General features: G+C 62.8%; 14 protein-coding genes. 6 read left to right on the top strand and 8 right to left on the bottom strand.

Translation table 11 applies throughout. The features are described 5' to 3' along the window. Positions 1–25: 25 nt before the first annotated feature. Genes couM through couN form a run of 3 tightly spaced genes read right to left on the bottom strand, consistent with a single transcriptional unit; the run spans position 26 to position 2,294 of the window. Positions 26–487 (bottom strand): p-hydroxycinnamoyl-CoA hydratase, encoded by a 462-nt coding sequence (couM, locus tag WDS16_RS04790; RefSeq protein WP_338890905.1) that lies wholly within the window; start codon positions 485–487, stop codon positions 26–28. Continuing rightward, on the bottom strand, positions 484–1,389 hold the full coding sequence (gene couO / locus WDS16_RS04785; protein ID WP_338890903.1) for a 4-hydroxyphenyl-beta-ketoacyl-CoA hydrolase: 906 nt from the start codon (positions 1,387–1,389) through the stop codon (positions 484–486). The genes couM and couO overlap by 4 nt, the downstream gene beginning before the upstream one ends. Next, positions 1,386–2,294, bottom strand: a complete 909-nt coding sequence (gene couN, locus WDS16_RS04780; protein ID WP_338890901.1) for a 4-hydroxyphenyl-beta-hydroxyacyl-CoA dehydrogenase — start codon at positions 2,292–2,294, stop codon at positions 1,386–1,388. The genes couO and couN overlap by 4 nt, the downstream gene beginning before the upstream one ends. Positions 2,295–2,395: 101 nt before the next feature. On the opposite strand from couN, the gene WDS16_RS04775 reads away from it, so the two are divergent. Next, the gene (locus WDS16_RS04775; protein WP_338890900.1) at positions 2,396–2,821 is read left to right on the top strand and encodes a MarR family winged helix-turn-helix transcriptional regulator; all 426 of its coding nucleotides are present in this window, start codon (positions 2,396–2,398) and stop codon (positions 2,819–2,821) included. Positions 2,822–2,880: 59 nt separating this feature from the next. Here WDS16_RS04775 and WDS16_RS04770 read toward each other — a convergent pair whose 3' ends face one another. Together WDS16_RS04770 and WDS16_RS04765 are read right to left on the bottom strand one after the other, a co-directional pair. Next, complete coding sequence (locus WDS16_RS04770) at positions 2,881–4,470, bottom strand: amidohydrolase (RefSeq protein WP_338890899.1); 1,590 nt, start codon at positions 4,468–4,470, stop codon at positions 2,881–2,883. Continuing rightward, a complete protein-coding gene (locus WDS16_RS04765) occupies positions 4,463–5,980 on the bottom strand; it encodes an APC family permease (protein ID WP_338890898.1) in 1,518 nt (505 codons plus the stop codon). Before WDS16_RS04765 ends, WDS16_RS04770 begins: the two co-directional genes overlap by 8 nt. A gap of 97 nt (positions 5,981–6,077) precedes the next feature. On the opposite strand from WDS16_RS04765, the gene WDS16_RS04760 reads away from it, so the two are divergent. Then, positions 6,078–6,689 carry a TetR/AcrR family transcriptional regulator C-terminal domain-containing protein gene (locus WDS16_RS04760; protein ID WP_338890896.1) on the top strand — a complete coding sequence of 204 codons (612 nt, stop codon included), beginning with the start codon at positions 6,078–6,080 and terminating at the stop codon, positions 6,687–6,689. Positions 6,690–6,711: 22 nt separating this feature from the next. Here the strand turns inward: WDS16_RS04760 and WDS16_RS04755 are convergent, their stop codons facing one another. Further along, positions 6,712–7,206 (bottom strand): MarR family winged helix-turn-helix transcriptional regulator, encoded by a 495-nt coding sequence (locus WDS16_RS04755; RefSeq protein ID WP_338890894.1) that lies wholly within the window; start codon positions 7,204–7,206, stop codon positions 6,712–6,714. Positions 7,207–7,387: 181 nt separating this feature from the next. On the opposite strand from WDS16_RS04755, the gene WDS16_RS04750 reads away from it, so the two are divergent. Both WDS16_RS04750 and WDS16_RS04745 read left to right on the top strand, forming a co-directional pair. Continuing rightward, positions 7,388–8,884 (top strand): aldehyde dehydrogenase family protein, encoded by a 1,497-nt coding sequence (locus WDS16_RS04750; protein WP_338890893.1) that lies wholly within the window; start codon positions 7,388–7,390, stop codon positions 8,882–8,884. Positions 8,885–8,897: 13 nt separating this feature from the next. Then, positions 8,898–10,004 carry an NAD(P)-dependent alcohol dehydrogenase gene (locus tag WDS16_RS04745; RefSeq protein ID WP_422395813.1) on the top strand — a complete coding sequence of 369 codons (1,107 nt, stop codon included), beginning with the start codon at positions 8,898–8,900 and terminating at the stop codon, positions 10,002–10,004. A gap of 123 nt (positions 10,005–10,127) precedes the next feature. On the opposite strand, the gene WDS16_RS04740 is transcribed toward WDS16_RS04745, so the two are convergent. Continuing rightward, positions 10,128–10,727 (bottom strand): PadR family transcriptional regulator, encoded by a 600-nt coding sequence (locus WDS16_RS04740; protein ID WP_338890889.1) that lies wholly within the window; start codon positions 10,725–10,727, stop codon positions 10,128–10,130. A 121-nt stretch (positions 10,728–10,848) separates the two neighbouring features. On the opposite strand from WDS16_RS04740, the gene WDS16_RS04735 reads away from it, so the two are divergent. Next, the gene (locus WDS16_RS04735; RefSeq protein ID WP_338890887.1) at positions 10,849–11,973 is read left to right on the top strand and encodes an aromatic ring-hydroxylating dioxygenase subunit alpha; all 1,125 of its coding nucleotides are present in this window, start codon (positions 10,849–10,851) and stop codon (positions 11,971–11,973) included. 1 nt (position 11,974) lies between these two features. Next, complete coding sequence (locus tag WDS16_RS04730) at positions 11,975–12,934, top strand: PDR/VanB family oxidoreductase (RefSeq protein ID WP_338890885.1); 960 nt, start codon at positions 11,975–11,977, stop codon at positions 12,932–12,934. 87 nt (positions 12,935–13,021) lie between these two features. Here the strand turns inward: WDS16_RS04730 and WDS16_RS04725 are convergent, their stop codons facing one another. Beyond that, positions 13,022–14,074 carry a helix-turn-helix domain-containing protein gene (locus tag WDS16_RS04725; protein WP_338890883.1) on the bottom strand — a complete coding sequence of 351 codons (1,053 nt, stop codon included), beginning with the start codon at positions 14,072–14,074 and terminating at the stop codon, positions 13,022–13,024. Positions 14,075–14,083: the final 9 nt, after the last annotated feature.

The following is a 14,083-nucleotide window of genomic DNA, read 5'->3' as shown; positions in this document are numbered from 1 at the left end:
GATCCGTTCCTCTCGGGTCGGTGAATCAGTCGAACATGCGGTAGACGGCCTCGACGACGACGGCAGGGCGCTCACTACCTTCGAGCTCGATCATTGCCGCAACCGTCAACTGAGCCCCGCCCTTGGGCAACTCCTCGTACGCCTTCAAGGTCGCGGCCAGGCGCACACGTCCACCCGCCGGCACGGCGTTGGTGAAGCGGACCTTGTTCAGGCCGTAGTTGATCTTGGTTGTCACACTGTCGACGACAAGCACCTCTTCCCACATCGGGATTATCAGCGACAAGGTGAGATATCCGTGCGCGATCGGGCCACCGAAAGGGCTCTCTGCCCTGGCTCGCTCCGGATCGACGTGAATCCACTGGTGATCGTCGGTGGCGTCGGCGAAGGTGTCGATTCGCTGCTGTGGAATCTCGATCCACGAGCTGATTCCGAGTACGCGGCCTTCGAAGTTCTTCAATTCGGCGAGAGTGGCGACGCGGGTGGTCATGGTGTCTCCTTGACTGACAGGCCGAGCGCGGCCAGTGCGTTGATCTTCGATACGAGAGGACGTACCTCGTCTTTGATGTCGAGTTGTGCGAAGTCCGTCATCCACCGGTCTGGAGTCAGCACCGGAAAGTCGGAGCCGAACAGCACTTTTCGTTTCAACATCGAATTGGCTGCCCGAATCAGCTGGGGCGGAAAGTACTTCGGCGACCAACCCGAGAGGTCGATGTACACGTTGGACTTGTGCGTGGCGATCGAGATCTGCGCGTCGGCCCACGGCACTGCCGGGTGGGCCATGATCACCGTCAGATCGGGGAAATCCGCCGCGACGTCGTCCAACAGCATCGGGTCCGAGTACCGCAGCTTGATGCCGTGCCCACCAGGTAGGCCTGCACCGATACCGGTTTGGCCGGTGTGGAAGAGCGCGGGGACTCCGGCTTCGGTGATCGCCTCGTACAACGGATAGAAACGCCTGTCGTTGGGTTCGAATCCCTGCATACTCGGATGGAATTTGAACCCGCGTACGCCGAACTCGTCGACGAGCCGGTGCACGCGTCGTACCGCTGCCTTTCCCTGCCACGGGTCGACCGAGCCGAACGGAATAAGGACGTCGTTGTGGCGTGCAGCTCCCTCGGCGATCTCCTCGACCGAATTCGGCGCGTGCCCCGACGCCGCACCGGCATCGACGGTGAACACCACGGCAGCCATGTTGCGTGCGCGGTAGTAGTCTGCGATCGCGTCGATGCCAGGGGTGCGCTCCTCACCCGACTTGAAGTACTTCTCGGACGCTGCCATCAACTCGTCGTCGAGCGAACGGTGCCCACACCCGTCGATCTCCACATGCGTGTGCACATCGAGTGCGACGATGGCGTCGAAGTCGATGGCGCACTCGTATTTCGAGCTCATCGTGCCGGCTCGACCGGGAGGTTCTCCCCCACTGACTCGAGGCTGTCGGCAAACGTGTCAGCCCATGTCTCCGCGATGCTGTCGGCCGACCATCCTCCGTCGCGGTAACTCGTGGCGATCATGTCCGGGTGCGTCCACAAAGCCAAGCGGTCGCCTCCGACAGCGAACGCCTGACCGGTAACCTCGGCACCTGCATCGCTGGCAAGGAACGAAACGATGCCCGCCGCGTCCGCTGGGGTGCCGAATCCCAGTTCACGACGCGCGAACGGCGGCAACGGATCCCCGCTCTTCATGGCTTCGATGTACGGCTGCAGAAACGGAACACTCTCGGTCATGGCCGTGGCCGCGACCGGGCACACCGCGTTCACGGTGACACCCGCACGTCCAAGCTCCATGGCCCAAGTACGTACCATGCCGACGATCCCCGCCTTGGAACCGGAATAGTTGGTTTGCCCGAAGTTTCCGCGCTGACCCGCCGGCGAACCGATGCACACGATGCGGCCTCCGTCGCCCTGTGCGCGGAAGTGGACGGCAGCCTCGCGGGCACACGTGAACGTGCCGCGAAGATGGACGTTCACGACGGCATCGAAATCGTCGTCGGTCATCTTCCACAGCACCTTGTCGCGCAGAATTCCGGCATTGGTGACCATGATGTCGAGGCGGCCGAATGATCCGACGGCACCGGCAACGAGCTTTTGAGCGGTCTCGGTACTGCCGACCGGTGCGACGACGGCAACTGCCTTGCCGCCGGCCTCGACGATAGAGGAGACGGCTGCATCGGCGATCGCCTGATCGACGTCGTTGACGACGACCGCTGCGCCGTGGCGGGCCAAGTCCTGTGCGTAGGCCAAACCGAGCCCTTGGCCACTTCCGGTGACCACAGCCACCTTGTTGTCGAGCTTCATAGCCGTCTCCTCATCTTGGTAGTACCGAAAGAACATCATCAATCATTGAAATTGTCAATGATTGATGTTTGCTAAGCTGGGTTGACGAGCCGAGGAGCACAATGACCGATATCGCACCCCTGTCCGATGACATCGGGTTCCTACTGAGCCGCGTCGGAGCAACGATGTCGAGTGCCGCGAAGTCGGCACTGGCACCACTCGATCTACGCGTTCGTTCCTATTCCGTACTAGCCCTCGCCTGTGAGCACTCGGGTGGTCTCGGTCAGCGACAGATCGCCGATGAACTCGGCCTCGACCCCAGCCAGATCGTCGCCCTCGTCGACGACCTGGAGACCCGTGAGCTGATCACACGCCGGGTCGACCCGGACGATCGCCGAAACAAGCGCATTCACGCCACCGAGGCCGGCCGCGGTGTGTGCGTCGACGCTCAGCTCGCGCTCGCGTCCGCACACGCCGACATCCTCGAACTCCTCGGTCCCCAGGGTGTTCGAGACCTACGACAGGCCTTGCAGGCGCTCGTACGCTGAGCACAACCTGCGGTCATCGAAACCGGAAAGAACCGAGTGCAAGTCATCCGGTACCGACGTCACCGCTGGTACACCACGCTGCCGCCGACAACGGTGACAATGATCGGAAGGTCCGGAACCTCGTCGGCAGGGCCGAACAGGTCGCCGTCGACCGCAGTGAAATCCGCTGGTCCGCCCACGACGATGGTTCCCGCGCCATCGGACAGACCGGCCGCCGCCGCGGCGTGCGAGGTGTACCCATCCAATGCCTGCTGCGCCGAAATCGCCTGCCTCGGTTGGCGAGGCGAATCCGCCCGCTGATCTGCTGGACGACGCAACCGAGCATCGGCCATGACGATGCGCGGGTCGAAATGGGCCACCGGCCAGTCGGATCCGAGCGCGACCGGAACGCCGAGACCACCGAGTTCCGCCACCGGCCAACCGCGGTCGACCCTCTCGCGGCCGAGTCGACGAGACCAGTCGTCGGTTTCGTCGGCACTGGTATATCTGGTGCAGTGGGTCGGCTGCATCGAGGCGGCGATACCAGCGGAGCCCATCAGCGCCAGGTCCTCCGGACAGACGGTCTCGAGGTGTTCGATGCGATGGCGAACACCGTCGCTCAACTCCGAGAGCGTCCGGACGCAGTGATGGACGGCGGCGTCACCGATCGCGTGGGTAGCGGTGGACACGCCCCGCGCGCTGAGCCGACGCACTACGTCCACGTAACGCTCCGGATCTCTCCATGCCGGTCGAATGCTCTCACCGTGTATGTCCGGATGACACAGCCATGCCGTTCCGCCGTCGATCGTTCCGTCCATGAACAGTTTCGCTCCGGCGTACTGCCACCGCCGGCCGCCGCCCCCGTGCACCAGTCCCGCCAGCTCACCGATTCGGTCGTCGGAGTGATCGGGTTGCATCCATCCGTACACCCAGAACCGCAGACCTGACGGGTCTTCGTCGAGGACCCGAATCATCTCGACAGATCCCGGCAGATCGTCCATCACATGGGTTCCGGTCAAGCCGACCGACGCCATATCCTCGGTTACTCCGCGCAACAACGACTTCGCCGCCGCGCGGTCCTGCGTGGGTGCCACACTCTCCACCAGATGAATGGCCGCCTCTTCGAGCAGGTGACCGGTAGGGTTTCCCTGTGCATCGAGCACCACCCGAGCAACGCCTTGCCCCAGGTCTTCTCGGCCACTGACACCGGCACGTTCCAGTGCGGCCCGGTTGGCCAATGCAGAATGCGCGTCGTACAACCGGATCAGAACAGGAACCGCAAAAGCTTCGAAGATGACGTCGAACGTTATTGCGCTACCATCGAAAACGTTGTGATTGAGCCCGAACCCACGAATCCAGCCGTCCACCGGCGTCGCTTCGTGCAGGGCCCGCCGCACATCGTCGAGGCATTCGCATCGGCTGAAGTCCACGCCAAGTGACATCAGAGCGCCCTGGACCACATGGGTGTGTGCGTCGACCCAACCCGGTGTCAGTGTTGCCCCGGCGAGATCGACGACCGTCGATCCAGGACCACTGGCGGCGAGTACGTCCCCGGTCGTTCCGACAGCAATCACACGGTCGCCGTGCACGGCGACGGCCTGCTCGGGAGGTGCTCCGTCGACCTGAGTGAGCACGGTGGCGTTGGTCAGAACCAGGGTGGCGTCAGTCATTTCGAACTCCGTGCGTGGCATCGGTAGCGGCCGTCTTCGCGCCGGACTGTGGGTCGGGAATCAGATCGGAATCGATATCGGTGCTTCCCATACCCGCGTACACCTCGGGGCGTCGGGCTCGGATCCACAGCGCGAGAGCCGCGCCGAGGAGAAATATCACGACGGGGGCAGCCCACGCGACCGTATTCACCACAGGATCTGTTGTCAGAGTTGCAATTTCGATCTTTTCGATCACCAGGAACAGAGCGACGCCGATCAAGATGAACGCCGCGATGCCGGCCAGCGCTGCACCTCGATCCCGTGCTACCTCTTTCCCTCGAATGAAGAAGACCGCGACCGAAAGGGAGGTGAGCCATTGAAGCGCAAGGATTCCCACGGTTCCAGTACTCGCCGTCCATGCGGCCAACTGCAGGACAGGATCGACATCTGCGAACGCGAAGCACAGCACGGCCACCACTGCAGTCGCCGTCTGCGTGAGGCTGGCGATGTACGGAGACAAATGCTTGCGGTGCACGAAGCTGAGCTGCACCGGGACGATGCGCTCGCGCCCGAGTGCGTATCCGTAGCGGGTGATCGCATTGTGAAAGGCCAGCAGTGCAGCAAGGCCGCTCGAAACGATGAGGACGCGCATCACGTCGGTTGCCGCTGATCCGACGTAAGTCTGCATCGCGGTGAAGAAGTAGCCGGCCGGATCTGCCGCTGCTGCCTGCACTGCGTTGTCGGTACCGAACGCCATGACTGCCACCCAGACGATGAAGCAGTAGAAGAGAGCAAGAAACCCGACCGCTGCGTAGGTTGCACGAGGCACCGTCCGATCCGGCCGCACTGCTTCGTTGCGGAACAGTGCAGTTGCCTCGAACCCGACGAACGCAGCGAACGAGACAGCGAGCACGGCACCCATCGATCCGGTGAAGACGTTCTCCGGATAGAACGGCTGAAGGTTCAGACCGCTTGCGCCGCCCTTCGCGATCACAGCGATCGCCAGTACGAGCAGCACCAGCACTTCCAGAACGAGCAGCACACCGAGAACTTTGGCTCCGACACGAATCGATCGGTAACCCAGTACCGACACGATGGCCGCAGCGATCAACGCCCACACCCACCACGGTAGATCGACCCCGACGAAGTCCTTCATCGTCGCTGCCGTCACCGCACCGAACAACCCGTACGTGCTGATTTGAAGGAGGGTGTAGCCCGCCACGGCCACCAGAGCGCTACCCAGACCGGCGACTTTGCCCAGACCCATACGGATGTAGGAGTAGAACGCACCGTTGTTGTGCACGTGCCGAGCCATCTTGGTGAATCCGATGGCGAACACCATGCTGATCAGACCGGCGCACAGGTACCCCGCCGGAGCGCCGATCCCACCCACCAGCAGTGCGATCGGGGCGACGGCCACCATGACGGTGAGCGGTGCCGCCGCCGCGACGACGAAGAAAACTATGTCGCGCGAGTTGAGACTGGCGCGGTCGAGAGCGTTCGGTTGCCCGGAATGCTGAGGGATGGTCATGGCTGGCTCCGTGGGATTAATCAAACGATGTTTGGTTTTGACGTAACGTAGACCACAAAACGCGGTTTGAACAGACCGACAGCAAAAAGGAGTTCATGTGGCAAGGCCGAGAACAGCACTACTCGATGTCGATCGCATCGTCGATGCCGCGTTGCACATCGCCGATGCCACAGGAGATTTCACGGTTGCACAGCTAGCCTCCAAGCTCGCCGTACACCCGTCTTCGCTGTACCACCACGTATCCGGGCGGGACGAGGTGATCGACCGCATGCGTGCCCGAATCGGACGCAAGATCGACAATTCGGGGTTCGGAACCGTGCCGTGGGACGAGGCGATGCAGACTCTTGCGTGGTCCTACCGATCCGCCTTCGCCCGCCATCCGGGCTCGATCCGCCTGTTCGCGACCTCGCGCATTCGCGACCGGGAGTCGCTGTCCGAGTACGAGCGGATCGCCGACGGTCTGCACGCTGCGGGTTTCGAATGGCCCGAAGTACTGCCGATCATCATCGCGTTCGACAATTTCATCCTCGGATCCGCCCTCGACTTGGGCAGCGGGGGCAACCTCTACACTCCCGATCCTCAATTGCATCCCGCACTGACTGCAGCGGTCGGCGACCCGGAGGATTCGACGAACCCCGTCGACGCCGCTTTCGAGCTTGGACTATCGGCCTTCCTCGTCGGCCTGCGGCACAGGCTCGCCAGTCGATAACCGGTACTGCACTACCCGTGGGTCAGTGCGCCCGAGTGTCCCCGAGCGCCACTCGGCAGCTGCTGAGGTAATGGCGAAATGCCTGACGTTGTTGCGGCGAGAGGTCACCGAGCATGCGATTCTCCAGGGCCAGAATCTCTGCGTCGTAATCGGCGAGCATACTGCGCGCGTCGTCGGTCAGACTGGTCAGCATTCGACGCTTGTTCGCCGGATCGATTCGGCGAGTGAGCAATCCCCGCTTTTCCAGAGTAGAAATCATCTCGCCCATCGTCTGCGCTGTCACGAAGGAGTTGCGCGCCAACTCCGCGGCAGACAATCCATCGCGTCGCCGCAGCACCGTCAATGCCGTGTATTGCAAGGCGGTGATGTTGATCGGCCTCAGCAACGCATCCATGTGCGCACGAACCGCCAACTCGACCTGCTTGACGGCGTAGAGCAGCGTCGGATGCCCGTCCGTTGCGGACTCGACCGCGTCGTCGTCGGGAGCCGAAAACACCTCGGATTCCATGGTCGACATCTCCGATCCCGTGGGTGGCGTGTTTCGCCAAGCGTAATTACTCGGCGCCATCACCGTTCACGTGGACCGCGGTTTTTGCGAGTTCGAGCACTCAACCTATTGCGTAAGTCACATGCAGACGGTTATATATAAGGAAACCTGTCAATCTGCGGTGGTTCGGCCACCAGGATCGAGGCGTCCCATGACGATCACCGACGACACAATCACACTCTCGCGGCCCCATCTCGCGCCGCGCCTGCTCTTCATCGACGGTCACTGGCGCGAGTCCGCCACACGCGATCGCACCGACGTCATCGATCCATCGACCGGATCGGTGCTCACGACAGTGGCGGAAGCCGGTCCCGCAGACATCGATGCCGCGGTGACGGCGGCTCGCACGGCATTCGACGACGGTCGATGGTCGTCTCTGCCAGGGCGTGAGCGGGCGCGCATTCTGCACCGCGTCGGGCAGTTGGTACGCGAACGCGCCGACGAAATTATCGCCGTCGAGAGCGCCGACGTGGGTAAACCCGTGTCGTTGTGCCGCGCTGTCGACGTGATCACCGCTGCGGAGCAGTACGAATACTGCTCCGCACTGGCGCAAACCCTCAGTGGATCCCAACGGGACACCCCATTGTCCGCACACGCGTACACCCGCCGAGAGCCACTCGGTGTCGTGGCGGCGATCACGCCGTTCAATTTTCCTCTCGTTCTGTCGAGCTCCAAGATTGCACCGGCTCTGGCCGCCGGGAACACGGTGGTGCACAAGCCCAGCGAGGACACCCCGCTGAGCGCTCTGCTGATGGCTGAGATCCTGACCGAGGCCGGACTGCCACCGGGTGTGCTCAATGTCGTCACCGGAACGGGATCCACTGCGGGCGAGGCACTTCTGCAGCATGCGGGAGTCGACAAGATCGCATTCACCGGGTCGACGGCCGTGGGCAGGCACGCGGCCGGTGTCGCCGGCCGAAACCTGGTCCCGGTGACCATGGAACTGGGCGGCAACGCCGCGCACATCGTGTTCGATGACGCCGACATCGAGAAGGCAATCGGTGCGATCATCAAGGGATTCGTCTTCAATACCGGCCAGTTCTGCATGGGTGGCCCACGTCTGCTCGTCGCCCGGCCCCTGTACGAAACCGTGCTGGGCATCCTCGCCCAAGCGGTCCCCGGCGTTCCCGTCGGCGACCCGTTCGATCCGACCACCGTGGTCGGACCGATGGCCGGTGACCGGCACGTGCGCAAGGTAGAGGACTACGTCGATATCGCCCTCCGCGACGGAGGCCGTATAGTCGCCGGAGGACGTCGTCCCGACCTGTCCGGCACACCGCTCGCCGGTGGTTCGTTCTACTCCCCCACTGTGATCGCGGACTTGCCCAACACGTCGAGAGTCGTTCGAGAAGAGATTTTCGGCCCGGTTCTCACCGTGCAACCGTTCGACACCGAGGACGACGCGATCGAGCTGGCCAACAGCACCGAATACGGTCTCGCTGCGGGCCTACAAACGGCGAATGTCGCTCGTGCACATCGGGTTGCGGCCAAGCTCCACGCCGGCATCGTGTGGGTCAACGATTGGGCCATGCTCGACCCAGCAATTCCCTTCGGTGGGATCGGAAACTCCGGCTTCGGCCGCGAATACGGACCCGAGGGACTCGATTCCTACACCGCGGTCAAGTCCGTCGTCATCTCGCTCGACTGAATCGGAGGACCGGATAATGACCGCAACAACTGCAGCCGTCGTCGAATCTGGCGGAGCGGCGTTCACGCTCTCACCTGTCGAGCTCGGAGCCCCACGGTTCGGTGAGGTACGCGTGCGGCTCGTCGCCGCCGGACTGTGCCACACCGATCTCGGGGCCGCCTCCGGCGGATTGCCTTTCCCGCTGCCCGGAGTTCTCGGACACGAGGGTGCAGGAGTCGTCGAAGCCGTCGGCCCCGGCGTCACTCGAGTGTCCGAGGGCGATCACGTTCTGTTGTCGTTCACCTCCTGCGGCAACTGCGGCAAATGCCGAGCCGGCCATCCAGCGTACTGCGCAACGTGGTTGCCGCTCAATCTCATCGGCGGCACACGTTCCGATGGATCGAGTCCGATCACCCGCGATGGGACCGCACTGGGTGGCCACTTCTTCGGCCAATCCTCGTTCGCGCACCACGCGATCGCCGACGAGCGAAGCTTGATCAAAGTCGATCCTGACGCGCCGCTCGACCTCCTTGCGCCGTTGGGGTGCGGCGTCCAGACCGGCGCGGGTGCTGTCTGGAACGTGTTGCGGCCGCGCCCCGGTGACACGATCGTCGTGACCGGCGCAGGTGCGGTGGGGCTCTCGGCGATCATGGCCGCCAACCTGACTCCCGCCCGAAAGATCATTGCAGTCGACAGGGTCCCAGAGCGCTTGCACTTGGCCACCGAACTCGGAGCGACACACGTCGTCGACGCCACCCAGCAGGACACCGCGGAGGCGTTGGCGGAACTGACCGGTGGTGCCGGCGTCGACGGAGCAATCGAAACGACCGGCAATACCGGCGTTCTGCGCACCGCAATCGATGCCCTCGCACCGTGCGGAACGGCAGTGATCGTCGGTGCTCCACCTTTCGGCACCGAGGTTCCCGTCGATGTCAACATGATGCTGCCGGGGCGGCACATCGTGGGGCTCACGCTCGGCGACAGCGAGACACAAACTCTCATTCCAGCCCTCGTCGACCTCGTCATTTCGGACCGATTGCCGTTGCAACGCTTACTCACTCACTATCAGTTCGCCGACATCAACAGAGCTGTAGCCGACATGAACAGTGGTGCGTCGATCAAACCGGTTCTACTCTTCTGACCGCCCTCCGGCATCGATACCGCCGCCGAAGCCCGAGCCGTGGACGGTGGCCACGATCGGATGCGCGGCGGCGAGCTCGATCAGGCGAGCTTCAAGGGCCGCCACTCCGTCGGTGCATCCAGGCTAAGTCGCCGGCCGGGTGGAATCGTTGAGCCGATCGACCAGTTCGAGTCCAGTGCTTGCCCATTCGATCTCGGACTGGCTTCGTGCGATCATCCCCGAGTAGCTGAACACCTTGAACGCGACGATCTGCTCATGCTCCGAGTCCGGGCGCGCCTCCAGGCGGCGCACGATCGCTGGATCAGTGCGGGCTGCGATGCCGTCACGAACAGCCGTGAGCAACGCTACGTGCGCCGTGTAGTACTCGATGTGAGTGCGCAGAATGAGCCGTGCCTCGTCGGGATCGGCCCACTCCAGGTACGCAGCCTGCATGTGGTGCGCATCGCGTTCCGGCGCGTGATCGACGGGCTTCGACATCCAACTCCGAAAGGACTGCATTCCAGCTTCGGTGATGCGATAGCGCGTCTTCGTGCTTCGTGGGCCCCAGCGAACCTGCTCGCCTTCGATCAGGCCGTCCGCCTGCATGCGGCGGAGTTCTGGGTAGATCTGCGAATCGGGCGCGTGCCACACGTGCCCGACAGAACCGCCGAACCTCCTCGCCGCGTCGTATCCGGTCAGTGGGCCCGCAGTGAGCAGGGCCAACAGCGCGTAGCGCAGGCTCATGTTCTCCTCGATCGGCAGGGGCGTCTTGCGCAATCACTATATCGATAGATAGTGTGTGCGTCACATCACTCAATAGCTATCTTCATAGTTATTCGGCAACTACTTCCGGCGAGGACCACCGATGACCGATCTCGGCCCAGGCGGAGCGACCGCCAAGAACATGGCCTTCCCTCTGAACGCGTGGTACGCGGTCTCGTGGGACCACGAATTGACCACCGGAGGGTTGATTTCGCGCACCGTTGCCGGCAAACCGTTGGCGCTCTATCGCACCGCGGACGGGCGGCCGGTGGCCTTGGCGGACGCCTGCTGGCACCGACTCGCTCCGCTCTCGAAAGGAAAGCGAGTCGGCGTCGACGAGGTCCAGTGCCCCTACCACGGCCTGCGTTACAACTCGGCCGGCCGCTGCACGAGCATGCCCGCACAGGACACCATCAACCCGTCGGCGATGGTGTCCTCGTATCCCGTCGAGCAGCGATACCGTTACGTCTGGGTGTGGCCCGGCGACCCCACTCTCGCCGATCCCACACTGATTCCGGATATGTTTCAGATGGATTCTCTCGAATGGGCCGGAGACGGGCGCACCATCGACGTGCAGGCCAATTGGCAACTGGTACTGGATAATTTGATGGATCTGACCCACGAAGAGTTCGTGCACTCGTCCACCATCGGTCAGGACGAGCTCAGCGAATCCGACTTCGAGGTCACCCACGATGAACGGACGGTCACCGTCACCCGATGGATGCACGACATCGACGCGCCGCCCTTCTGGCGCAAGAACATGAACGATCGATTCCCTGGATTCTGCGGCAAGGTGGATCGCTGGCAGATCATCGAGTTTCAGGCCCCGGGAACCATCCGCATCGACGTCGGTGTAGCCAAGGCAGGCACCGGTGCGCCCGACGGCGACCGCAGTCAGGGGGTCAACGGATTCGTCATGAACACGATCACGCCCGTCGACGAGAGGACAGCGCTGTACTTCTGGGCGTTCATGCGCAACTACCGCCTGGAAAGCCAGACGATCACCACGCAACTTCGTGACGGTGTGCACGGGGTGTTCGGAGAGGACGAGGCAATGCTCACTGCTCAGCAGATCGCCATCGACGCCAACCCCGATCACGAGTTCTACAACCTCAACATCGACGCCGGCGGCATGTGGGTTCGGCGCATCATCCAACGCATGATCGAATCCGAACGCACCTCTACCGCGAACGTGGACACCTTCGCGATCGACCGCGTGGTGAATTGAGATGGTCGACAACAAGGTCACCTGGCAGCGCGGTACGGTCCAGACCGTCGAACCGGTCGCAGACGACATCGCCAAGATCGTCATCGGCACCCGACAGGCACACCGGGCTCCCCCGGGTTCACACGTCGACGTCAGGATCGATACCGGCGACATCCGTTCGTACTCGATCGTGTCGGGCGGAGTCACCGGCACGAGCGTGACCCTGGGAGTTCGTCTTTCACCCACTTCCCGAGGCGGATCTCTCTTCATGCACTCACTGAAAGCCGGAGACGAACTCGAGATCACTGCGCCTCTGCAGAACTTTCCCCTCCGCATCGGCGCACCGCGGTATGTGTTGCTCGCCGGCGGCATCGGCATCACTGCCATGGCGGCGATGGCCGCAGCGCTGCGCAGGGTCGGTGCCGATTACCGCTTCGTCTACGTCGGACGCAGTCGCACCTCTATGGCATTTGTCCCCGAACTCCTTGCCGTACACCAAAATCGACTCACTCTGCACATCGACGACGAAGGGACCGGCCTCGACATCTCGACCGCATTGGCCGACGTCGATTCAAACACCGAGTTGTACGTGTGCGGCCCCATCAGGTTGATGGACGCGGTACGACGAACCTGGCTCGACCGGCAACTACCGCTGCCCAACCTGAGATACGAGACCTTCGGCAACAGTGGGTGGTTCGACGCGCAGGAATTCCGCGTGATCGTTCCGCGACTGGGTATCGAAACCACAGTGGGCAAAGGTGATTCGATACTCGATGCCCTCGAACGTGCAGGGGCGGACATGATGTACGACTGCAGGAAAGGCGAATGCGGGCTGTGCCAGGTCGACATCATCGACGTCGACGGGACCGTCGACCACCGTGATGTCTTCTTCAGCGAAACTCAGAAGACCACGTGCCGAAAGATGTGTTCGTGCGTCTCTCGCGTCGCGGGCCCAGGCGTCCTTACTCTGAACATTCCGTGATGACCGACGCGCAGGTGGGGTGGTTGCTCGGCTGGCGACTGTACGACGGCGCTCAGATGGGACTAATCGGATGCGTGTCCGGACGAGTCAGCCATTGGGCACGTAATCGGTACCGTCCAGGATCATCATCATTGCGGTTGCACGAGCACGATTTTCGACTATGTCGACCGCGTACCCCATGCGCTCGGACAGCTTGGTCAATCGGTGGGCCACGCTACTGTGGTGTAGATGCATTGCGTCGGCCGCCGCACGAAGCGTCCCCGCGCGCAAGTAGACCCGTAGCGTGTCGATCAATTCCGGACCATGCGTATCTTGTCCTACTTCGGCGGCGCGAACCAGGTCGGGTATGTGACCATAGTCGATTCGGTGCCCCGCGCCGAGAAGGTTGAGCGCGCCCAAGCTATCGGCTACGAAGACGGGGCGATCCTCCGACGCTTGGGTCAGAGCTAGGCGTGCGTTTCCGAGATGCCGATGAATTTCGTTGGCGGGCACAGACAGAGAAACACCCACGCGAAACGACGGCGTGGAAAGCTGAGGCGGCGTGCCCGAAAGGACGAGCCAATATTCCTCGTTCACCCGGACGGGCACCGACGCGCCGGCTGTGAGATTCGTCGGCAAGTCTGTGTACCCGTGCGCGCTCACAGCAACCCTGAGTGACGTAGTCGGTTCGATGCCGAGCGCAACGAGAGATGTGAGCACCGCGATCTCGTCGACGGGGAACAGTAGATTCTCGGTCTGCTCAGTGGGAGTCGGCGCGCGGCGCGGCGCAAGGATGACGGCTGCGGTCAAGGCCATGCGGTCGACGAGCATATCGTCGAGTGGCAAAGGAGGTCCGTTGCGCTCTATCCACACTGTTCCAACTACGTCATCGTCGACAATGATGTCCTTGGTCGACGACGGTGCGCGCTGAGGTTCCGGTGACCATTGGCCGCGTGGGTCGCATCGCCTGGCCTTGTGACGCGCTTCGCGCCATCCGGAGACGTCCATGCCGACAACGCAATCTGCGAGAGCTGCGCTTGCTCTCATCATCGCCGCTGTGTCGGCGCGGTGGCGAACCAGAGCATCGAAGTAGTCGATGACGCGTACAAGGCCCGCGGAGTCGGCGTCGAGCTCCGCGAGCCGGTACATAAGTCCTTGCATCTATAGAAG

The organism is Rhodococcus sovatensis (assembly GCF_037327425.1).
Taxonomy (GTDB): domain Bacteria; phylum Actinomycetota; class Actinomycetes; order Mycobacteriales; family Mycobacteriaceae; genus Rhodococcoides; species Rhodococcoides sovatense.
This window is presented reverse-complemented; position numbering and strand designations above follow the sequence as displayed.

What these genes read in the sequence shown, in the direction of transcription:
- WDS16_RS04725 (WP_338890883.1), bottom strand. Translation starts at nt 14,074, where the DNA reads ATGCAAGGACTTATGTACCGGCTCGCGGAGCTCGACGCCGACTCCGCG.
- couO (WP_338890903.1), bottom strand. Translation starts at nt 1,389, where the DNA reads ATGAGCTCGAAATACGAGTGCGCCATCGACTTCGACGCCATCGTCGCA.
- WDS16_RS04765 (WP_338890898.1), bottom strand. Translation starts at nt 5,980, where the DNA reads ATGACCATCCCTCAGCATTCCGGGCAACCGAACGCTCTCGACCGCGCC.
- WDS16_RS04750 (WP_338890893.1), top strand. Translation starts at nt 7,388, where the DNA reads ATGACGATCACCGACGACACAATCACACTCTCGCGGCCCCATCTCGCG.
- couM (WP_338890905.1), bottom strand. Translation starts at nt 487, where the DNA reads ATGACCACCCGCGTCGCCACTCTCGCCGAATTGAAGAACTTCGAAGGC.
- WDS16_RS04740 (WP_338890889.1), bottom strand. Translation starts at nt 10,727, where the DNA reads ATGAGCCTGCGCTACGCGCTGTTGGCCCTGCTCACTGCGGGCCCACTG.
- WDS16_RS04770 (WP_338890899.1), bottom strand. Translation starts at nt 4,470, where the DNA reads ATGACTGACGCCACCCTGGTTCTGACCAACGCCACCGTGCTCACTCAG.
- couN (WP_338890901.1), bottom strand. Translation starts at nt 2,294, where the DNA reads ATGAAGCTCGACAACAAGGTGGCTGTGGTCACCGGAAGTGGCCAAGGG.
- WDS16_RS04735 (WP_338890887.1), top strand. Translation starts at nt 10,849, where the DNA reads ATGACCGATCTCGGCCCAGGCGGAGCGACCGCCAAGAACATGGCCTTC.
- WDS16_RS04730 (WP_338890885.1), top strand. Translation starts at nt 11,975, where the DNA reads ATGGTCGACAACAAGGTCACCTGGCAGCGCGGTACGGTCCAGACCGTC.
- WDS16_RS04775 (WP_338890900.1), top strand. Translation starts at nt 2,396, where the DNA reads ATGACCGATATCGCACCCCTGTCCGATGACATCGGGTTCCTACTGAGC.
- WDS16_RS04755 (WP_338890894.1), bottom strand. Translation starts at nt 7,206, where the DNA reads ATGTCGACCATGGAATCCGAGGTGTTTTCGGCTCCCGACGACGACGCG.